This window comes from Pyxidicoccus trucidator, assembly GCF_010894435.1.
Taxonomy (GTDB): Bacteria; Myxococcota; Myxococcia; order Myxococcales; family Myxococcaceae; genus Myxococcus; species Myxococcus trucidator.
On the sequence record NZ_JAAIXZ010000010.1, the window covers coordinates 260,648 to 280,657 of the forward strand.

The window sequence follows — 20,010 nt, forward strand, 5'->3', positions numbered from 1 at the left end:
CGCTCCCGGTGGCGAGGGCTCGAAGCCCACCGCCACCGGAGGAGGGCTCACGACTCAGGGAATGAGCTCCCACGCGTCCTGCCAGTGACTGCCGGAGCTCGGCGCATAGTGGGACGCCGCGCCCTTGCACCAACCCGAGTAGGGGAAGGGCTTGCACCGGTAGAGCCGCCCATCCGTGCCCTCCACCACCGTCCCCGCCACGTAGCCGGACAGCCCGTCGGGGTACTTCAGCGCGCCCGTGCCTCCGTCACCACCTCCGGGCGGCGGCTTCACGAGGTCGACCTGGAAGGAGTAGCTCGTCTCGCGCGCGTAGACGCGGTTCCCCGTGGCGCTCTCCACCGGCACCACGCTCCCTGACGTCTGGAGCACGCCCACCTGGACGCGGCTGGACGCGGTGTTCACCCGCTGCGCGAGGCGGTACATCCAGTTCGCCGCGGTGGAGGCCGTGTCCAGCGACAGGACATGGGACTCGGCATCCCGGCCCTCGGCGTCGAACAGACGGAACGTCACCTTGCTGCCGGAGGGCAGGTCCTCACGCGCCTGCACCTGGCCCAGCTCCTTCCAGGTGGCCGGCGGCGGCGGCGTGTCGCTGAACTTCACGTCGGTGCAGGCGTAGAACGCCTCCGGGCTGTCGGAGCGCTGCCAGATTCCGTAGACGACGTGCGTACCCGTCTTCCCCTGGGGGAAGGGGCAGCTCAGCCGGTAGCGGTTGTTCTGCGCGGAGACGTTCGTCACGGAGCAGAACGGGTTCGCCTCCAGGTCCGACCACTTCAGCGGAAGCGACGGGTTGTACCCCTCCCGCGTCACGTAGAGCTGGAAGTACCCCGTGGCGTGGACCGCGGTGGCGTGGAAGACGAACTCGAAGCGGCCGCTGGTGTCGGGAGTAATCAGCGTGGCCGGCCAGTCCGTCCTCGCGAGGTCCAGCCCCTTGTGGCTCTCGTTCGCGGCGCTGCACAGCTTCCCGTCCGGGATGATTTCCCGGTGGCGGTCATTGGCATTGCCCTGGCGCACGCCGTTCCAGTCGTAGAGCGCCTGCGTGCCTCCTGCCTGGACGGCGGCCTTGCACGCGGCGGACTTCGGCGTCTCCGGTCCCTCCTTGAAGCAACCGTAGACACGGCTGAGTGGCACCTCCATGGAACCATGCGCCAGGGCCACGCTGGCGGACAGCAGGGAACACACGACGAGCGATGCTGCGAAGGACTTCGAGGTTGCGGGGGACATCCCTTCCTCCTGTGAGCAATGCGGCAGGAGGAAGGGAGGACGCACGATGGGATTTCGGGTCATCGCCCCCGGACAAAAAAGAAGCGGCGGTGCTGCCTCGGGAGAGGCTCGCACCGCCGCTTCGTGAAACAGCCCGTGGCTCGCGGGCGACTAACGGCGCTTGCCGACCAGCCGCATGATGGCGATGAACAGGTTGATGAAGTCCAGGTAGAGCGTCAGCGCGCCGACGATGCTCACCGTGGCGGCGCTGCTGTAGCCGTGGTTGGCGTGCATCTCCCGCAGCTTCTGGGTGTCGTACGCCGTCAGGCCCGCGAAGACGATGACGGACGCGCAGGCGACGACGAAGGACATCGCGTCACTGCGCATGAAGATGTTGACCACGCTGGCCAGCACCACGCCGATGAGGCCCATGAAGAGGAAGGTGCCCCAGGCGCTCAGGTTCTTCTTGGTGACGGTGCCGTAGACCGCCATCGCGCCGTAGACAGCCGATGTCAGGAAGAACGCCTGGGCGATGCTGCCCGCGGTGTAGATGAGGAAGAAGATGGACAGCGTCATCCCCGTGAGCGCCGAGTAGCCGAGGAACATCCCCGCGGCGACCGGACCCGACAGGCGGGGAGCGAGGTAGGACAGCGCCAGCACCGCGCCGAACTGCACCAGCAGCAGCGGCATGCGGAAGTTGATGACCGCGCGAAGCAGCGGCTCGTTGCTGACCGTCATCAGGGCCGCGATGGCGGTGACCAACAGCCCACCGAACATCCATCCGTGGACGCGCGACATGAACGCGCGCTGCGACTCCTGCACCAGCACGGAGTCGACAGGGGCGCTCGCGCCCTGCTGCCATCCGGAAGTTTCCCAGGCCATGAACTTTGGTTCCTTTCATGCCGGGGTGTTCCCGGCGACGCGTCCTTATAGCGTGTCCATCCGCGTCATGCTCGCGGACCGGCCCACGTGAAGCCCCTTAAATGGCCTTCCATGCCAGCAAAAGCTTGGAGGCCACTTCCGTGGTGATGAGCGGCAGCACCCCGCCTCCACCGACGATGTTGACGATCTCCGACATGGAGCCCCGGCAGACCCCTCCCCAGGCAGGCTGGCGGGCGAGCCCCACCGACGCATACGCCGAGTAATCCACGAAGAAGGACGACGGCAGCACGGTGCCGTTCTGCTCGCACACCAGGTGGTCCTCGGGCTTCGTGTCCACGATCTCCTGCACCACGAAGCCGCCGCCCGCCGGGTCCGCCGCGGCGCGAGCGCACAGCTCCGGCCAGCCCAGCGGCTCGCCGTAGGCGGCCTTCACGCGCTCCGTGTACGGCACCGTGCCGACCGAGCGGCCCAGGAACACGGCCTTGCCGCCGTAGTCCCAGGAGCGCTTGAGCACGAAGCGCTTCGGGTCCGCGGCCACCAGCGCCACCAGGTCCTCGGTGCGCGCACCGTCCGGCCCCAGGGCGGGACCGGGGCGGAAGACGCGCGTCCACGGCACCGAGGCGCGCACGGCCTCCAGCTCGTCCGGAGTGAGGCCCGCGGCCTCCGCGAGCCGGGGCTCGGACAGCGCCTGCGACAGGCGGGCGAAGGTCGCCTTCACCTCCACCTGCGAGGCGGGCGGGTTGAGGAACACCGCCTTCTTCCCCGGCACCACGCGCAGGAAGTCCTCCACCCACGGCGAGGGCGTCTCCTCCAGCCGCCGCACGAAGAGGTGCCGGTACACCAGGTCATACTTCTTGCCGCGCACCACGAAGGCGTCGTCGCCGGACACCTCGTCCGGGTGCACCACGTCCGCGTCCGCGCCGTACTCGCGGAAGCGCTCGCACAGCCAGCGCAGCTCCGTGATTTGCGCGTCGTTGCGGCGGCACAGCAGGGCCACCGTGTCCGGCAGCTTCCCGTTGCGCTCCGCCGCGTACCCGTCCAGCAGCGCGCGGTACAGCGCCAGCGAGTTGCTGCCGTTGAGGGCGAGCAGCGAGCCCAGGGCCTTCTCCGGGTAGCGGAAGTAGCGCCCCACCACCTCGATGAAGGTGCGCGCCGCGATGTCCGAATAGCCCTGCATGGCGGGGATGGTGGCGTTGACCTCCAGCGCCCATGGCTTGCCGTCGGCGACGAAGTAGTCCACCCGCGTGGTGGTCAGCCGCGCGGACTGGCGCCACGTCTGCTCCGCCAGGGAGCGCTCGAGCGGAGAGAGGGCGCCCAGCAGCTCCTGCGCATCGTCTCCGCCGAGAATCGCGCGCGCCATCTTCACGGTGGCGGACGCCAGTCGGGCGGAAAGCTCGGCGCGGCGGCGAATCTCCGCGGCGTCCAGCACCACGGGGGTGGCGGTGATGGGGATGGGCCGGGTGGTGCCGTCCTGCTGCGTCACCGCCAGGCCCCGCTTGTAGGCGAGCTGGGCCAGCTCGGGCGCGATGTGGCGCGCCTGGCTCCGCAGCACGTCGATGAACTCTTGCACGAAGTCCTGTCCTCGGAGGATGGCCCGGGCCTCCCCGGGCGCGCGCACCCTACGCCCGGACTGGTTCACCGGTCCATCCGCCCGGTGGCCCCAATCCCCGCGATTCTTGAATACCCGTGGTCAGCGAGGACCCGCTGCGCCACGATTGCCTCCTCGCCAGGGGGGCTGGCGCCGGGTGGGTGGCTCCCGGCCCGCTGTTTCCAGCACAGGAGGCTCGGGCATGGGCATGGTCAGCGGTGGTCAGCTCGTCGCGCGGATGCTGAAGAAGGAGGGCGTGCGGCACCTCTTCACGCTCTCCGGACTGCATGTGGCTCCCATCTACGCCGCGTGCGTGGAGGAGGGCATCTCCCTCATCGACACCCGGCACGAGCAGGCCGCCGCGCACGCCGCGGACGCCTATGCCCGGCTGACACGCGGCATGGGCGTGGCGGTGGTGACGGCGGGCCCGGGCGTGACGGACGCGCTCACCGGGGTGGCCAATGCGTACGCGGCCAGCTCGCCCATGCTGCTGCTCGGTGGCGCGGCGCCCACGTTCAACCAGGGCCGGGGCGCGCTGCAGGAGATGGAGCAGGTGGACCTGTTCCACCGCATCTCCAAGTGGTCGGACCGGGTGCCCTCGCCGGAGGCGGTGCCGCACTACCTGGCGAAGGCCTTCCGCGTGGCGCTCTCCGGACGGCCGGGGCCCGTGTTCCTGGAGCTGGCGTGGGACGTGCTCTGCAACGGCGTGGACGAGGAGTCGCTGCGCATGCCGGAGCGCTACCGCACGGACGCGCGCGTGGCGCCGGACCCCCGCAAGGTGGACGAGGCCCTGGCGCTGCTGCGCGCCGCCGAGCGCCCGGCCATCCTCGCCGGCTCGTCCATCTGGTGGGACGGCGCGTGGGACGCGCTGCGCGCCTTCGCGGAGCGGGCCCAGGTGCCGGTGTTCCTCAACGGCGCGGGGCGGGGCTGCCTGCCCGCGGGCCACCCGCTGTTCTTCCAGCACTCGCGCAAGGAGGCGCTGAGCGGCGCGGACGTGGTGTTCGTCATCGGCACGCCCTTCGACTTCCGCCTCAACTACGGCGCGGAGCCCACCTTCGGCGCCGAGTCGAAAATCGTGCAGGTGGACATCGACCCGACGGAGCTGGGCCGCAACCGCTCCGTGGACGTCGGCCTCATCGCGGACAGCTTCAGCGCGCTCACCGCCCTGGAGCAGGGCGCGGACCGCGCGCGGCGCGACACGCTCCTCTCCACCTTGCGCGAGGGCGAGGCGCGCCGGCAGGCGACCATCGACGAGTGGGCGAAGAGCGACAGCACGCCCATCCACCACTACCGGCTGGCGAAGGAATTGTCCGAGGTGGCCAACTCCGCGGGGCAGGACCCGGTGTTCATCGCGGACGGCGGGAACTGGGTGGCCATGGCGGCCAAGGTGCTGGAGCTGCGGCGCCCTGGCCGGTGGTTGGACCCGGGACCGCTTGGCTGCCTGGGCGTGGGCGCGCCGTTCGCGCTCGCGTCGAAGGTGCTGCATCCGGAGCGCACCTGCTGGGTGGTGCAGGGGGACGGCTCGTTCGGCCTCAACGGCTTCGACTTCGAGACGGCCGTGCGCTTCAAGCTGCCCATGGTGTGCGTGGTGGGGAACGACGCGGCGTGGGGGCAGATCCGCCTGCCGCAGGTGCAGATGTTCGGCGAGGACAAGTCTCCCGCCACGCGGCTGGCGCCCACGCGCTACGACAAGGTGGTGGAGGCGTTTGGCGGACATGGAGAGTTCGTGACGGAGCCCTCGCACATCCGCTCCGCGCTGGAGCGCGCGCTCGCCAGCGGCACCGTGGCGTGCGTCAACGTGTTGCTGGACCCGGACGCTCCGGTGAAGGCAGGTGCGATGGGGTATGCCGTGTGAATCAGTGACACGGTCTGACTTGCACACGCCGTGAGTCTGGCTTAGAAATGCAATCGCATTTCATCCAGGAATCCCCCGACGTGAGCCGCTCCACCCACCGCCAGCCCGTGAGTCTCGTCCGGTCGCGCCGCCTGGCGCTGCCGCTCGCGCTCGTGTGTGCGCTGGCGTACGTGGGCAGCGTCATGCACTTCGCCCTCGTCCAGCACGTCACGTGTCTGGAGCACGGCGAAGTGATTCACGTGGAGGATGCAGGCGCGCACGGCGCGGGCGAGGTCGAGGACTCCTTCGACGATGCCCGCGTCGCGTCCCGACGGGAAGCCGTCGAGGCGCATGGCATGGACGCCCACTGTGTCCACGCCTTCTTCCGCCGTGAGGCCCCGCCTCCGGTGGAGAGCACCGCGCTCCTCTCGGTAGCACCCACCCGCTCCGCGCCCGCGCTGGCGGTGTTCCGCTTCCATGCGGAGCCCGTGGCCCGGCTGCACCTGGCTCCCAAGGCGTCTCCGCCTCGCGCGTGAGCCCTGGGAGCGTGTTCCTCCGCACGTCGGTACGGCACCCGTACGCCGTGCGGCGTCCGTCGCCCGTGGATGACCCCTGCCTTGCGCCCGTCGTCCCTGGGCCGCGGGGAATACAGGCCCATTCGCGCATCGCCTGACGTCCATTCGCGCGCTCCCCGCTGACGCCGCCCGCCTCGGTTCGCCGTTGTAGGCGCGTGCTACGCCCCGTCTTCCATTGCCTCGCGTCCGCGTTGGCACTGCCTTTACAGGCGGTGTCCGGGGCGGCGTGGTGGCCATGGCACACCCGCAGTACAACCCGTGGAGTTACACCATGAACAAGAAGCTCCTGGCCGCCCTCCTGATGTCCACCGCGCTCCTCGCCACCGCCTGTGGCGACGACGAAGAAGGAGAGGAGAACGTCGACGTCGAGGGGTGCGAGCACCTCCAGGAAGGGCCGTCCACCGCCGTCACCGCCACCCTTACCGGCACGGCACCGGCCGTGGACAATGACCACCGCCGCTACGACATCACCCTGGTGGATGGCGCGGGCGGGAAGACGGGCTCCGTGTCCTTCGCCGCGGACGAGGCCACCGACTACGTCATCTTCACCGGCGCGGACGTGCCCCTCACCGTGCGCGACTCCAGCGGCGCCGTGGTGGACATCGAGGAGAGCACGAAGAGCTCCTCTCAGTGCACGGACATCAAGGGCCGCCACGTGGTGCCCATGACGGTGGGCACGCACACGCTCACCTTCGGTCCCACTCCCACGGCGTCCGTCTCCATCGTCATCGAGGAGGCGGCGCACGAGGACCACGACCACGACTAGCAGGACCGGCGACACCGCCGCGGCTGCTGTCTCACAACCCCGGGCCGGCGCGAGCGCCGGCCTCTCTACCCCCAGAGAGGTGCAGCACATGGATGCCTTTTCGCGCTCCCTGCCCGACGGGAGGTCCACTCCCATGCTGCCCCGCGAGCTGCTCCGCGAGGGGGAGCGACTGTTCGACGTGTCCATGTGGTGCCTCGGCAGGGACGTCCTCTGTCCCGAGGGAAACCTCCTCGCGCGCCGGGGCCTCGTCCGCCAGGTGCGTCCCGAGGGCATGGAGGGACAGAGCGCGTACACGGTGGACCTGCCGGGCGGAGGGCGCCTGGTGATGTGGGGCTTCGGAGTGCTGTGTGAGTGCGGGGAGGCCGTCTTCGTTCCCAGGGACGGCTTCACCCCGCGCCTGCTGGAGGCGGCGCCCGCGCGGCCTGCCTTCCGGGTGCAGGACCTGGGCCCGTGGCGCGAGCCCGCCACGGGCGCGGAGCAGCAAGGTGCCCGCGAGGTGTTGGTGTCGATGGCGGATTGGCTGGCTCGTCATGAGGAATGGGTGGCGCGGGAAATGGGTCCCGGCTGGAGGCACACCTGTCTGGAGGCGCGACGGAAGGCGTCTCCCGTGCCGGCGGATGCGCTGGCCTCCGCCTGGTGGCGGCTCGGCTCGCGCATCCGCTCACTGGATTCTGGATTCAACGCCTGTACCGCCCCGGTCTCCGGGGCCTGAGGAGGACATCATGCTGGCGCGACTTCTCCGAGCCGACGAGCCGTCCATCTACATCCAGGTCCCCTGGGAGGACGTCGCGGATGACGCCCTTCCGCCTCCTCCGCTGCGCGAGGGGCTGGGCACCGCGCACCTGGAGGTGCGCACCCGCGTGCCGCTGGCGCAGGCGTACTTCGACCAGGGGCTGCGGCTGCTGCACCTGGGCTGGGGCGCGGAGGCCCGCCGCGCCTTCGCCGAGGCGGCGCGGCAGGACCCGGAGCTGGCCATGGCGTGGTGGGGCCTGGCCCTGACGCGGGGCCCGGGCGCGCGCTTCGCCGGCCCTCGCGCGGAGGCCACCCGCCGCGCGCTGGCGCTGAGCGAGGGCTCGTCGGACCTGGAGCAGCGCTACGTCGTCGCCGCCAGCCTGCTCGCGGACAAGGGCCCCGCCAATGGCCGCCAGGCCTTCGTGCGGGACATGGAGTGCCTCGTGGACCGCTACCCCGAGGACGCCGAGGCGCGGCTGCTCCTGGCCGGCTTCCTGCTGGACGGCTACGAGACGGACGGCCGCCCCGGGCAGGGCCAGCCGTATGCGCAGGCCCTGCTGCGCGAGCTGCTGCGCACGCACCCAGACCACGCGGGCGTGCACCATGCGTGGGTGCAGGCGATGCTGCACAGCGCGCGGCCCGAGGCGGCCCTGGAGAGCGCGCGGCGGCTGGTGCAACTGGCGCCCGCCGCAAGCCCGGCGTTGCTCGCTGCGGGCCGGCTGTTGCAGCGGGTGGGGCGGGGCGACGAGGCGCGCCGCGCGCTGGAGGCCGCGGTGGTCTCGGATGACGCGTACCTCGCCCGGGAAGCGCTCCCCGCTCCGGCGGCCCCGAGCGCGGAGGCCGCCATGCGGCTGCTCGCCCAGGGCTGCCTGGAGGCGGGGCAGTACACCGAGGCCCAGTCCTGGGCCCGGCGCCTCCGCCACCGCGTGGAGGGGGCGGGGAGCGAGCCCCAGGCGCTCGTCTTCGCGGCGCTGTCCATGGTGTCCGCGCACCTGCGCTTCGGCTTCTGCCGCGCGGCGGCGGACGTGCCCCTGGAGCTGCAGGAGTCCGCCACCCTCGCGGACCGCGCCCTGCGCGACGGCGTGCGCCACTACACGCGCGGGGTGAGCGCGCTGGAGGCGGGGAAGCTGGTGGAGGCGGAGCGCGCGTGCGATGCGCTCGATGCGCTCCACCCGCCGCTGTCGGAGGAGCGCCGCTCGGAGGGACGCTTCCTGTGCCCGCGCGACGTGGCCCGGGTGGTGGAGGTGGCCGCGCACGAGCTGCGCGGCTCGCTGGAGGCCCGCCGCGGAGACACGGGCCGCGCCGAGGCCACGCTGACGCGGGCGCTGCGCCTGGAGCGCCGCCTGCGCGCCGCCGGCCCCGCGTCCTTCTCTCGCCCGGCCCGTGAGACGCTGGCCCGCCTGCGGCTGCGCTCGGACCGCGAGGACCGGGCCCTGGAGCTGGCGCTCAAGCTGGTGTCGGAGCGGCCCGGCTGCGGACACTTCCGCCTGCTCGAGGCCGAGGTCCACGTGGCGCTCGGCGCGTGGGACGATGCGGTGGCGGGCTTCACCGCCTTCCTCGACTGCTGGCGCCACGCGGACGCGCACCTGCCGGAGCTGCGGCGCGCGCGGACCTTCATCGCCGGCCGGGGCCGCGTCCTGAGACTGGTGCGCCCCGCGGAGCTGCTGACCGCCCAGGAGGCCGACGCTCCGGCCTTCCGGGCCCTGGAGAAGGTGTCTTGTTGACCGCTTTGGATACGACGACGACGACGAATTCACGCTGGGACGGCGTGGGGCAGTTCCTCTCCGCGCTGTGCATCGTCCACTGTGTGTTGCTGCCCATGGTGCTGGGCCTCCTGCCGGTGGCGGTGGCCGGAGTGCTGGCGGACGAGGCCATCCACCGCTGGCTGCTCGCGCTGGTGGCGGTGAGCGCGCTGGCGGCCTTCGTGCCGGGCTGGCGCGTGCACCGGCGGGCCTCCGCGCTGGGGCTCGCCGCGCTGGGGGTGGGGCTGCTGGCGGGCGGGGCCTTCCTCGTGCCGGAGGACGCCGCCGGGCCGTGGGAGACGGGCCTCACGCTGCTGGGCGGCGGGGTGATGGCGGTGGCCCATGGGCGCAACCGCACGCTGTGCCGGGACTGTTGTCCTGCCGAAGCGACGTGAGCCGGAGCGTCGCCCGGGGGCGGTGCCCTGCTTGCGCCGCTTGACGGGCCGGAGCGGTTCGCGCGAGAGGAGGGCATGCCCACCTTCCGCCTCACGCTGGACCAGACCGCGCTGCTCGTCGTGGACATCCAGGAGCGGCTGTGCGCCGCCATGGACCGGGACACACTGGACCGGATGCTCATGCGCACCAACGCCGCCATCGAAGGGGCGCGCGCGCTCGGCCTCCCCATCATCCTCACGGAGCAGTACCCCAAGGGGCTGGGCCCCACGCACTCGCTGGTGCGCATGCGCCTGGGGGACGTGAAGCCGGTGGAGAAGCTGGAGTTCAGCGCGGCCGTGCCGGAGGTGCTGGCGGCGCTCGGTCAGCGGAGGCAGGTGCTGGTGGCCGGCATGGAGGCGCACATCTGCGTCTTCCAGACGGTGAGAGACCTGGTCGAGCGCGGGCTGTCGCCCTTCCTGCTGGCGGACGCGGTGCTGTCGCGCTCGGCGGAGGACCGCCGGGTGGGGTTGGACCTGTGCCGGGATGCTGGCGCGCAGGTCGCCACCGTGGAGACCGCGCTGTTCGATTTGCTCGGGCGCGCGGGCACGCCCGAGTTCAAGAAGGTCTCCGCCGCGGTCCGCTGACGCCAGGGCCCCGGCGCCGCTAGTACATCGACGGCGGCTTGTACGTCGGCGGTGGCGGGCGGATGCCGGTCGGCGGCGGCGGCGCCAGGTCCTTGGAGATGGCCGGGAGCGACGGCGTCAGCTCGCCCACGTAGAGCAGCCCGTGGAAGCCCTCGTCCGTGGGGGTCTCGAAGCGCTGGATGTAGGCCGACTGCCCGGGAGGCGCAGCCACCCGCTCGGAGGGCGTCGCGCCGATGTAGCCGCACTGGAGCTTGCCGGCGCGGTTGAGGTCACAGCCCCAGCGCGTGCCCTGCGCGTAGCCCAGCTCCAGCACCACGAGGAGTCCCTCCTTCAGGTGGTGCGCCATGGGCGTGAAGTCGCGGTCCCACGGCGTACCGGAGACGGTGCGTGTGTGCGTGTTGCCGGCCAGGACGATGTGCACCTCGTCCGGATGGGCCTTGCGGCGCTGCGCCCACACCTTCGCCAGCTCTGCGTCACGCTCGCTGGCGCGGGCGGTGTCGGTGTCATAGGCCACCAGCGTCACGCGCAAGCCCGCGGCGCGCATCGCACGCACGTGGTCGATGAGGCCGAAGATGGCGCGGCTGCTGCGGCCGTCCTGGTAGGGGCGCTGCCAGAAGCGGCCTTCCAGCAGCGCATCCTGGTCGGCGGGAGCGCCGGGGCTGGCGAGGTAGCGGTCCAGCCGCTCCTGCTCCGTGCGGGGGATGGACAGGCCCAGCACCACGGGCAGTCCGGTGCCGGCCGACTGGCACACCACGTTGCCCACCACAGCGGGGGCCTCGCGTGAGCCGAGCTGCTCGCCGATGAGCAGCGTGAGGCCGGGAATCAGCAGCTCGTCCAGGCCTCGCACGGCGTCTCCGCACAGGCCCGCGTCCACGCTCGGCGCCGTGTCCTTCCACCGGGCGAGGTAGAAGTCGGAGTCCCGCACGGGCGTGGGCAGCGGGTCCTGCTTCACGTTGCCGCTGATGACCTCGATGGACGGGCCCGACTCCAGGCGCAGCGTGAGCTCCTTCTCCAGCTCCAGGTCGCGCGTGCCGCGCTGCAGGCCGCGCAGGGCGCTCAGGCGCTTGTTGATGCTGCTCTCGCTCAGGTCGGCGTGCTTGACGAAGGCCTGGCCCAGGGCCTCCTGGCGCTCGGCGAGCACCTTCCACCACGGGGTGCGCCACTCGATGTCGTTTCCGAACGTCTCCTGCTTCATCCGGAAGATGCGGACCACGGACTGTCGGGGGCCCACTGCGATGCCCGTCACCAGGTAGCGCGTGAAGGTGTTGTTGCGGCTTCCCTTCAGGTCCGGCTCCTCCCAGGTGGTGAGGAGCTGGCTGGGGTCCTGGGTCTCCTCGAAGGTGTAGCCCTTCGACTCCAGCAGCTCACGCGTGGCGGCCAGCGCCTCGGCCAGCGGCTTCTGGAAGACGTGCTCGTACTCCGGCACCCCTCCCGTCGCGGACTTCGGCGAGTGCGCACAGCCAACCGCCAACATGACGAGCCACGGCATCAACCAACGGGCGTACATGGAATGTCCTCCGGCCAGGAGCAAGCAGCATGCTCTTCCGCGAGAACGCCACGAGGGGGGCCCGTATATCGGGGAGTGATGGGGAGGGCGCCGGCTCCTGGCGCCCTCCGTGCGTCCGTCAGCGTGCCCGCTGGAACAGGCCCATGAGGGAACGGGCGCCCATGGCCAGCGCCACCAACGCCCCGGCGAGCACCGTCTGCGAGCCGCCCACCGGGAAGTCGAAGAAGTACGCGAAGAGGTAGCCGCCCACGCCGGAGATGGCGCCCGCGAGGGTGGCGATGAAGAACGTCGCTGGCAGCCGGAAGTCCAGCATCAGCGCGGCGATGGCGGACAGGGTGGAGAAGGCGAACACCGGCAGCGCGCCCAGGGCTCGGGCGCACACGCCCACCATGACGCCGATGGAGACCATCAGCACCGCGTCCAGCAGGCGCACCGGCAGCTCCTGCACGTGGGCGCCAATCCGGTCGAAGCTGGCGAAGGTGATGCCCCGGTACCACCAGAGCTGGATGAACATCACCAGCGCGCCGGCCACCATCACCGTGTGGAGCTGCTCGGGCGTCACCAGCACCGCCGTGCCGAAGAGGATGCCCTGGATGTCATGGGCCTCCTGGGCGATGCGGTCGCCGATGAGCACGGCCGCGCCGCCGGCCAGCGCATAGGCCAGGCCGAGCAGGCTCTCTCGCGTCAGCCGCAGCTTGGCGGGCTCCGTCATCAGCAGCAGCGTGGCCGCCAGGGCCATGACGGTGGCGCCCACCACGGGCTCCACGTGGACACCCAGGTGGATGGTCGCGAAGAAGGCCAGGGCCACGCCCAGGCCGGCGGACTGGGCCACCGCGGCGCTGACGAACACCATGCGCCGCAGCACCACGTAGACGCTGAGGAAGCCCAGCACGCCTCCGGCGATGAGGGCGCACAGCAGCGGGTCCCTGAACAGCTCGAACCCCGCGATGAACTCCTGCCACTTGGAGGGTTCAGCGAGCGTCGTTTCCACGGTGGGGTCCCTCGGGTGCGCGTTGGCAGTACTCGTCGCCGTACTGACGACGGAAGGCGGGGTGGCAGAACACGGTCCGGGCGTCGCCCACCACGAAGGCGGACGTCTCCCGGTCCACGAAGAACAGGATGTCGGCGTGCTCGGCGGCCACTTCCAGGTCGTGGACCACCACCACCACGCCCAGGCCGCGCTTGCGCGCCAGCGCGCACAGCCGCTGCATCGTCTCGCGCTCGGCGACGGCGTCCATGGCGGCGGTGGGCTCGTCCAGCAGCACCAGGTCCGCCTCGGTGGCGATGAGCCGCGCCAGCAGCGTGCGCTGCTTCTGGCCCTCCGACAGCTCGCGGTACTGCCGCGGGGCAATGGCCTTGGCTCCGGCGGTCTCCAGCGCGCTCTCCACCGCGTCGCGGTCCACCTTCCGGGAGAACGGCCACAGGAAGCTCCACCCGCGCAGCCGGCCCCAGGCGGTCAGCTCCCGCGCCCGGAGCGGCAGCAGCGAGTCGATGGCGGACGACTGCGGCACGTACGCGCTGCGCATCGCCGGCGACGCGCGGCGGATGGTGCCGGACACCGGCTCAATCATGCCGAGCAGCGTCTTGAACCAGGTGCTCTTGCCGGAGCCATTGCGGCCCACCACCGCGACGAACTGGCCGCGCCGGATGACCATGTCGATGGGCGGCAGCATCGGCTTGTCGCCGTAGCCGATGACCAGCTGCTCGCACGTGAGCAGCGGCTCGCCGGGCGTGAAGGTGGGGGGCACCGCGTGCTCGCCGCCCTTGGGTTCCGTCGGTTCACCGGTCTTCACGTTGCACCTCCGCCTCGGGCGTCAGCCCGGCCACGGCTTCCAGCAGCTCACTCAAGAGCGCCTCGTTCTCTTCCGCGCCCAGGTCCACCACGCCGTCGGCGCCGGGCGTGGCGGCCGCCCAGTCCAGCGCATCGAACACGGTGGGGGACAGCGACAGGGCCAGCGCCAGCAGCACGCGCGGCTTGTGCTCGCGGTCCGAGGGGATGTCCAGCGGGGCGCTCAGCTCCATCAGCGGCTCGGCTTCCTCGCCGCCCTCCACCGCCAGGTCCAGGCGGAAGGGGCGCTCGCCCTCGAAGCGCGGCGTGGCGCGGCGGTCCTTCACCACGCCCTGGAGCCGCAGGGCCGTCACGTCCCACCGGGCCCGGGACACGGTGCCGCGCGGCAGCTCACAGTCCGGCTCGCACTCGGGAGTGAGCGTCTCCGAGGCGAGCAGGTCCAGCTCCGCGTCCACGTGCAGCGCGGCCAGCGTCACCGCCGACGAGCCGCCACCGCCATCCAGCTCCGCCTGGATGTCCTCATAGTCCACCAGCGCGCCGTCATCGCGGTGGCAGTGCCCGCCATGGCAGAGGCTGTAGCCCGGGGGCGGGTTGGCCGGGTCGAAGGTGCCGCCGCCACCGCCACCTCCGCCGCCTCCCGTGGCGGCGCTGAGCAGCTCGACGTGCGACACGCCCAGCGCCGCGGCGTCCACGCGCACCTGGTAGTCGGACGCGAGCTGCTGGAAGCCATTGCCCACGTCGCGCGAGGGCAGGGGCGTGTACCCGGCGCTCACCGTGGGCTCCAGCACGGCGAAGCCCTCGCCAGCGTCCAGCGCGCAGCCGGACAGCAGCAGCAGGGGAAGGAGCAGTCGTGCCCGCATGGCTCAGCCCCCCTTGCCGGTGAGCGCCTTCTCCAGGCGGTCCACCATCTCGCCGACGTGCTGGATGTACGTCTCACCCGCGCGGAAGTCCGTGCCGCCATGGAGGGTGACGACGGGGGCCGGAATCTTGGAGGCCACCAGCTTCGCGGGCGTGTCCTGGTAGTAGCTCTCGATGAGCACCATGCGCGCCTTGCGCTGCCGGCCCTGCACCAGCACGCTGGCGATGTGGGACGGGTTGGGGGGAATGCCCGGCTTGGGCTCCAGGAAGGCGATGGGCTCGAAGCCCAGCCAGTCCGCCAGGTACGCCATCGTCCGGTGGTGCGCGATGATGGGCGCGCCCTTCAGGCCTGTCAGCCGCTGCTCCCAGCCCACGCGCGCCTTCTCCAGCTCCTCGGTGAACTTCGCCAGGTTGGCGCGGTAGGCCGCCGCGTTCTTCGAGTCCAGCTGCGCCAACCGCTCGGTGATGCCGCGCGCCACCGCCAGCGCCTGCCTGGGGTCATAGAGGTAGTGCGGATTGCCGCCCGGGTGGACGTCGCCCGCGCTGCGGTCCACCTTGCCCGGCGGAATCTCCAGGATGCGGGGGAACTGCGAGGCGTTGAGGAAGCCGGTGTTGCCCACCAGGATGCGCGAGTTGCGCGCGCCCAGCTGGAGGTTGGGCAGCCAGCCAATCTCCAGGTCCAGGCCGATGCTGATGAGCAGGTCGGCGCGGTTGAGCGCCAGCGCGAGGTTGGGCTTGGCGTCCACGAAGTGCGGGTCCTGGCTGGACAGCGCCAGGGACTGCACCTGGACATGGTCGCCCCCCACGGCCTTGGTGAGCGCGGCCAGGTCCGGCACGGTGGTGACGACGTTGAGGTCCGCGCGCGCGGGCAGGGCGGTGAGGACGGTGAGGGCGGCGCACAGGGCCGCGAGGAGACGGAAGGGTCGCATGGGGCAGAGCTCCTGTGAGGGGGGTTAGAAGGCGTGGGCGCCGTGGGCGCCGGTGACCAGCTCCAGGGCGAGGAAGACGGAGTAGTCCGGCGACTCGCGCCAGCCGGCGTTGTCCATGGCGCCCTGGAGGCGCAGGCGGGAGAACTCGGTGGGCCAGAAGGTGACGGCGGCGGAGACGCGGTGCCGGTCCTCCGTCCACTCCGGGTCCAGCGGGTCCACGACCTCGGCGCTGTCGCCGCTCGCGGGCGTGCCCAGCTCGTAGCGCAGCGCGGTGGCCCACCGCTGGGAGAAGCGCCACGCGACCTGGGCGTAGGCGCTGAAGTCGGTCAGCACGTCGTCGGGCACCTGGCGGCGGCGGTAGAAGCCCTCCGCCTGGAGGGTGACGAGCGTGGTGCTCGCCTCGGTGATGGGGCGGTAGCGCAGGTACACGTCCGTGCCGTACACGTCCGTGCGGTTGCGGTAGCCGGTGGGGTTGGGGCCGGTGGCGCCGGACAGGCCCCACAGCAGCGACAAGTCATCCGACAGCGAGAAGAACTGCTTCACCGCGCCGGTGAGCTGCAGGTCCAGCGGCGACAGCACGCGCTCGGCGGACGCGCCCAGGAAGCTGCGCGCGGTGCCCTCACCCGTGGCGTCCGTGATGCTGCCGATGAGCTCCACGTACCAGGGCAGCGGCGTGAGCCACGACAGCTCCGTGCCCAGGCCGCGGTTGCCCTCGCCGCCGAAGACGCGGCCCACCGCGAAGGGCTGGTCCACGAAGTCCCACGCATGCGGGTGGGTGCCATTGAGGCGCCCGAAGCGCGTGAGGAACTGGCCCGCGCGCACCTGGAGATTCGCGGGCAGCGCCAGCGTGGTGCCGTACGCCTCTTCAATCTCCACGCCGAACTGGGCGAAGACGATGTTGGCGTCGAAGCGGAAGTACGGGTCCACCACCGAGCCGATGGACAGCTCCAACTGCTGGAGGTTGAAGCCGTTGCGGGTGGGGTCGTGTCCGCCCGTCTGGAGGGGCTCCTTCGCGGTGAAGGCCGCCGCCGCCACGTCCAGCACGAGGCTCAGGTCCAGGAAGCTGGTGCCGCCGGTGTTCATCCCCGGCAGCGAGAGCGCGCTGCCACCGGGCGAGGACTGCGGCGCGCTGGCGGTGCCGGCGGGCGCGTTCTGCTGGCCGGTGCCGTCGCCGCCCAGCGCCTTCTCGATTTCCGCCATCTCCTCCGGGCTGAGCTCGGCGGGCGGGGACTCCGTGGCCTCCGCGGCCGTGCCGGCGTCGGCCCCGGGCTGGCCCGCGTCAGGAGGCGTGGACTCCTGGGCCGCGGCGCTGGCGGCGGACAGGAGGGTGACGATGGACACGACGATGAAGGCGCCGTTGGGACGCCATGAAACAGTGGACACCTGGGATGCTCCTCGTACCGGACGCCCGCGGCGCGGACGTCGACCAGATACAGGGGGGCTGGAGGCCCCGACAGGACACGGCTTCAGCCGCGCGCGGGAGGCGAGGCCTTCGGAGCGGTGGCGAGGACGGCGAGGGGAGGGGAGCCCCGGGGCGGCGCGGTGGCGGGGATGCTCACCGTCAGGCGCTCGGGCGGGAAGGCCGCCGGGCGCGAGGCGAACACCTCGTCGCGCGAGCTGGAGGTGACGAGCGGACACGCCTCGTGCATGACGCGCGTGGAGTCCGTCCCCGCCTCGGGGCGCGCGGTCAGCAGGGGGCTCCGCTCGGCGGCCAGCCGGGACAGCCCCGGACCCGTGCCGCCCGCCGTCTCCTCGAAGGCCTGGTGCTGCGGGCAGAAGCGGTGCGCGTGGGCGTCCCTCCCGTGCAGCAGCGCGCCCACCGGCTGACACGCCCACAGCGCGACGAGCAGCGTCGCGATGCAGCGGGCGAAGGTGTGGGCTTGCTGGAGCATCTTCAAGGAAGGATGTCCGGGTGCTGTAATGACGGTGCCCCGGAAGTGTCAAGACACGGTATCACGGCGTGTTCTGGAGGGTGGACGTGTTTGCCCGTGCGTCATTCACGGCGCCGGGATGCGTCATGCCCCCCGAGGCGTTGGAGACCCGCGCATGCAAGGACCCCCGGACGGAACGTTCATTCCGGTAGCGACGCTGGCCGACCTGGACGACCGGGGCCGGGCGGTGGTGTCGGTGGACGGCACCCGGGTGGCGCTCGTCCGGGTGGAAGGGCACCTCCATGCCCTGGAAGACACCTGCCCCCACCGGGGAGGGCCGCTCTCGGAGGGAGACCTGGACGGGCACGTGCTGCACTGCCCGCTGCATGCCTGGCCGTTCGACGTCCGGACGGGGCGGTGCTCGCGGCAACCGGACGCCCGTGTCCGCATCTACGAAGTGCGCGTCGAGGGCGAGCACATCCTCGTGGCCGCATCGGGTAGCTTCCCGGCCCGCTGAACGCCGGCCCATACACCAGGAGCGATTGCCCCTTGAGTCCGTCCCGAGCCCGCCGCAAGGCCTCCGCCGCCCCGTCTCCCTCCGTGGTCCCGGACCGCGCGGCCATGGCCCGCGCGGTGGAAGACTTCCTGCGCGCCGCGGGCCTGTCCCTCCAGGACGCCAACCTCGTGAACACGCCCCAGCGCGTGGCCGACGCCTGGATGTGCGAGTTCCTCGACGGCTATGCCCGCACGCCCGAGGAGGTGCTGGGGAAGACGTATGCCGCACCGAAGGGCTCGGCCGGGGAGATGGTGCTGGTGACGGACCTGCGCTTCCACTCCATGTGTCCGCACCACCTGCTGCCCTTCACCGGCCGTGCCCACGTGGCCTACGTGCCGGGTGGACGCGTGGTGGGCTTCAGCCGGCTGTCGGCGCTGGTGGACTGCTTCGCGCACCGGCTCACCCTCCAGGAGGACCTGGCGCGCAACGTGGCCAGCGCCCTGTCGCGTGTGCTCGGCAGCCCCGCCACCGCCTGCATCATCGAGGCGGAGCAGTCCTGCATGCGGCTGCGTGGCGACAAGCAGCGTGACGCCGTCACCCATGCCGAGGCCTACGAGGGCACCCTGCGGCGCGACGGGCCGCTGCGCCGTGAGCTGTGGGCGCGGCTGGGGTCCCGGCGATGAGCCCGCCGGGCACCCCCGCGAGCTTCCCCCGCGTGGAGCCCGAGCGAGTGGAGCGCGCGTGCGAGGAGCTGGTGCGGGCACTCTCCCCGGGCCAGGTGCGCCGCGATGCGGACACGCTCGCCGCGTATGCGCGCGACGAGTCCGACAGCGGCGTGTACCCACCGGACGCCGTCGTCTTTCCGGAAGACACCGCGCAGGTGTCCACCGTCTTCAAGGTGTGCGGGGCGCATGGCGTGCCCTTCACGCCCTGCGGGGCGCGCAGCGGGAAGAGCGGGGGCTCGCTGCCGCTGTGCGGTGGCGTGGCGGTGAGCCTGGAGCGGATGACGCGCATCCGCTCCATCTCCGTGGAGGACCTCACCGCGGTGGTGGAGCCCGGCGTAGTGACTGGCGACTTGATGAAGGCGGTGGAGGCGGTGGGCCTCTTCTACCCGCCGGACCCGAACTCGTGGGAGTTCTGCACGCTGGGCGGCAACGTGGCGGAGAACGCCGGGGGCCCGCGTGCCCTCAAGTACGGCGTCACGCGCGACTACGTCATCGGCCTGGAGTGGGTGCTGCCGGACGGTGAAGTCGTCCGCGTGGGGCGCCGCACCATCAAGGGCGTGGCCGGCTATGACCTCGTGGGCCTCTTCGTCGGCTCGGAGGGCACGCTGGGCGTGGCCACGGAAATCACCCTCCAGCTCATCCCCCTGCCGCGCCGGGTGATGACCGCGCTGGTGGTGTTCCCCTCCGTGCTGGACGCGGCGCGCGGCGTGTCCGCGGTGCTCGCCGCCGGCATCCTCCCGCGCTGCCTGGAGCTCATCGACGACGTGGCCCTGCGCGCGGTGGACGGCCGTGGCTTCAGCTTCCCGCCGGGCGCCGGTGCCGCCGTCATCGCCGAGGTGGACGGCAACAACGAGGAGGGCCTGCTGGCCGAGCTGTCGCAGCTCGGTGACATCTGCACACAGCGAGGGGCCACCCAGACGCTGGTCGCTCAGGACGACTCACAACGTGAGAAACTCTGGGCCGCGCGTCGCTCCATTTCCCCAGCGCTCCGGGCCCTCAAGCCTCACAAGATTTCCGAGGACATCGTCGTGCCCCGTTCTCGGATTCCGGAAATCATCGAGCGCCTGAAGGCCATGGGCGCGGAGCTGGGCCTGACGGTGGCCACGTACGGCCACGCGGGAGACGGCAACCTCCACGCCAACATCCTCTATGAGGGGCCGCACCAACGGCCGCTGGTGGAGGAGGCGCTGCGCCGCATGCTGGTGATGACGGTGGAGCTGGGCGGCACGATCACAGGCGAGCATGGTGTAGGCCACGCGAAGCGGGAATATTTGTCGCTGGAGCAGCAGCCAGCGCTCATCGACCTGCAGCGGCGGCTCAAGTCCTTCTTCGACCCATCAGGCTTGCTCAATCCCGAGAAAATGTTCCCCGCGCCCAGGCGTTCTTAATTCGTAGCCGGTTTGGGCTCATTTTCGCCGGGACGTCACGGCCCTTACCTTCCAAGTGCCGGGAAGGGCTGGAGATTGACGTGCTTGTGTCAGGGGTAAGTGACGGAAA

Annotated in this window: 20 protein-coding genes; 10 read left to right on the forward strand and 10 right to left on the reverse strand. The window is 71.5% G+C overall.

The window, feature by feature from the left end; genetic code table 11:
- Positions 1 to 54: 54 nt before the first annotated feature.
- From G4D85_RS27275 to G4D85_RS27285, 3 genes are all read right to left on the reverse strand, one after another.
- The gene (locus tag G4D85_RS27275; RefSeq protein ID WP_164016930.1) at positions 55 to 1,221 is read right to left on the reverse strand and encodes a lytic polysaccharide monooxygenase; all 1,167 of its coding nucleotides are present in this window, start codon (positions 1,219 to 1,221) and stop codon (positions 55 to 57) included.
- A gap of 150 nt (positions 1,222 to 1,371) precedes the next feature.
- Positions 1,372 to 2,082 (reverse strand): Bax inhibitor-1/YccA family protein, encoded by a 711-nt coding sequence (locus G4D85_RS27280; RefSeq protein ID WP_164016931.1) that lies wholly within the window; start codon positions 2,080 to 2,082, stop codon positions 1,372 to 1,374.
- Positions 2,083 to 2,179: 97 nt separating this feature from the next.
- Entirely contained in the window at positions 2,180 to 3,652 is a 1,473-nt protein-coding gene (locus G4D85_RS27285; protein WP_164016932.1) for a hypothetical protein, read from the reverse strand.
- 220 nt (positions 3,653 to 3,872) lie between these two features.
- Between G4D85_RS27285 and G4D85_RS27290 the strand changes: the two genes are divergently transcribed.
- The 7 genes from G4D85_RS27290 to G4D85_RS27320 all read left to right on the forward strand — a co-directional run bounded on the left by G4D85_RS27290 (position 3,873) and on the right by G4D85_RS27320 (position 10,338).
- Complete coding sequence (locus tag G4D85_RS27290; protein WP_164016933.1) at positions 3,873 to 5,525, forward strand: thiamine pyrophosphate-binding protein; 1,653 nt, start codon at positions 3,873 to 3,875, stop codon at positions 5,523 to 5,525.
- A gap of 80 nt (positions 5,526 to 5,605) precedes the next feature.
- Positions 5,606 to 6,040, forward strand: a complete 435-nt coding sequence (locus G4D85_RS27295) for a hypothetical protein (protein ID WP_164016934.1) — start codon at positions 5,606 to 5,608, stop codon at positions 6,038 to 6,040.
- A 310-nt stretch (positions 6,041 to 6,350) separates the two neighbouring features.
- Complete coding sequence (locus tag G4D85_RS27300) at positions 6,351 to 6,845, forward strand: hypothetical protein (protein WP_164016935.1); 495 nt, start codon at positions 6,351 to 6,353, stop codon at positions 6,843 to 6,845.
- Positions 6,846 to 6,978: 133 nt separating this feature from the next.
- Entirely contained in the window at positions 6,979 to 7,557 is a 579-nt protein-coding gene (locus tag G4D85_RS27305; protein WP_240359519.1) for a hypothetical protein, read from the forward strand.
- Positions 7,558 to 7,567: 10 nt separating this feature from the next.
- Positions 7,568 to 9,301, forward strand: a complete 1,734-nt coding sequence (locus G4D85_RS27310; protein ID WP_164016937.1) for a tetratricopeptide repeat protein — start codon at positions 7,568 to 7,570, stop codon at positions 9,299 to 9,301.
- Positions 9,295 to 9,714 (forward strand): MerC domain-containing protein, encoded by a 420-nt coding sequence (locus G4D85_RS27315; RefSeq protein ID WP_164016938.1) that lies wholly within the window; start codon positions 9,295 to 9,297, stop codon positions 9,712 to 9,714. The genes G4D85_RS27310 and G4D85_RS27315 overlap by 7 nt, the downstream gene beginning before the upstream one ends.
- A 75-nt stretch (positions 9,715 to 9,789) precedes the next feature.
- Complete coding sequence (locus G4D85_RS27320) at positions 9,790 to 10,338, forward strand: isochorismatase family protein (protein WP_164016939.1); 549 nt, start codon at positions 9,790 to 9,792, stop codon at positions 10,336 to 10,338.
- Positions 10,339 to 10,357: 19 nt separating this feature from the next.
- Here the strand turns inward: G4D85_RS27320 and G4D85_RS27325 are convergent, their stop codons facing one another.
- From G4D85_RS27325 to G4D85_RS27355, 7 genes are all read right to left on the reverse strand, one after another.
- Positions 10,358 to 11,845: a TraB/GumN family protein gene (locus tag G4D85_RS27325; protein ID WP_164016940.1), complete on the reverse strand. Its 1,488-nt coding sequence runs from the start codon at positions 11,843 to 11,845 to the stop codon at positions 10,358 to 10,360.
- A gap of 118 nt (positions 11,846 to 11,963) precedes the next feature.
- Positions 11,964 to 12,836, reverse strand: coding sequence for a metal ABC transporter permease (locus G4D85_RS27330; RefSeq protein WP_164016941.1), 873 nt, complete (start codon positions 12,834 to 12,836; stop codon positions 11,964 to 11,966).
- Positions 12,817 to 13,638 (reverse strand): metal ABC transporter ATP-binding protein, encoded by an 822-nt coding sequence (locus G4D85_RS27335; RefSeq protein ID WP_164016942.1) that lies wholly within the window; start codon positions 13,636 to 13,638, stop codon positions 12,817 to 12,819. Before G4D85_RS27335 ends, G4D85_RS27330 begins: the two co-directional genes overlap by 20 nt.
- The gene (locus G4D85_RS27340; RefSeq protein WP_164016943.1) at positions 13,625 to 14,494 is read right to left on the reverse strand and encodes a hypothetical protein; all 870 of its coding nucleotides are present in this window, start codon (positions 14,492 to 14,494) and stop codon (positions 13,625 to 13,627) included. Before G4D85_RS27340 ends, G4D85_RS27335 begins: the two co-directional genes overlap by 14 nt.
- Positions 14,495 to 14,497: 3 nt before the next feature.
- A complete protein-coding gene (locus G4D85_RS27345; RefSeq protein WP_164016944.1) occupies positions 14,498 to 15,421 on the reverse strand; it encodes a metal ABC transporter substrate-binding protein in 924 nt (307 codons plus the stop codon).
- A gap of 24 nt (positions 15,422 to 15,445) precedes the next feature.
- Positions 15,446 to 16,804 carry a zinc-regulated TonB-dependent outer membrane receptor gene (locus tag G4D85_RS27350; protein WP_164016945.1) on the reverse strand — a complete coding sequence of 453 codons (1,359 nt, stop codon included), beginning with the start codon at positions 16,802 to 16,804 and terminating at the stop codon, positions 15,446 to 15,448.
- An 83-nt stretch (positions 16,805 to 16,887) separates the two neighbouring features.
- Positions 16,888 to 17,313 (reverse strand): hypothetical protein, encoded by a 426-nt coding sequence (locus tag G4D85_RS27355; protein WP_164016946.1) that lies wholly within the window; start codon positions 17,311 to 17,313, stop codon positions 16,888 to 16,890.
- A gap of 154 nt (positions 17,314 to 17,467) precedes the next feature.
- Here G4D85_RS27355 and G4D85_RS27360 point away from each other — a divergent pair, with 154 nt between their 5' ends.
- The 3 genes from G4D85_RS27360 to G4D85_RS27370 all read left to right on the forward strand — a co-directional run bounded on the left by G4D85_RS27360 (position 17,468) and on the right by G4D85_RS27370 (position 19,901).
- Positions 17,468 to 17,809 (forward strand): Rieske (2Fe-2S) protein, encoded by a 342-nt coding sequence (locus tag G4D85_RS27360; RefSeq protein ID WP_164016947.1) that lies wholly within the window; start codon positions 17,468 to 17,470, stop codon positions 17,807 to 17,809.
- A 104-nt stretch (positions 17,810 to 17,913) separates the two neighbouring features.
- Complete coding sequence (gene folE, locus G4D85_RS27365; RefSeq protein WP_240359534.1) at positions 17,914 to 18,471, forward strand: GTP cyclohydrolase I; 558 nt, start codon at positions 17,914 to 17,916, stop codon at positions 18,469 to 18,471.
- Positions 18,468 to 19,901, forward strand: a complete 1,434-nt coding sequence (locus G4D85_RS27370) for an FAD-binding oxidoreductase (protein ID WP_164016949.1) — start codon at positions 18,468 to 18,470, stop codon at positions 19,899 to 19,901. The genes folE and G4D85_RS27370 overlap by 4 nt, the downstream gene beginning before the upstream one ends.
- The last annotated feature ends 109 nt before the right edge of the window (positions 19,902 to 20,010 follow it).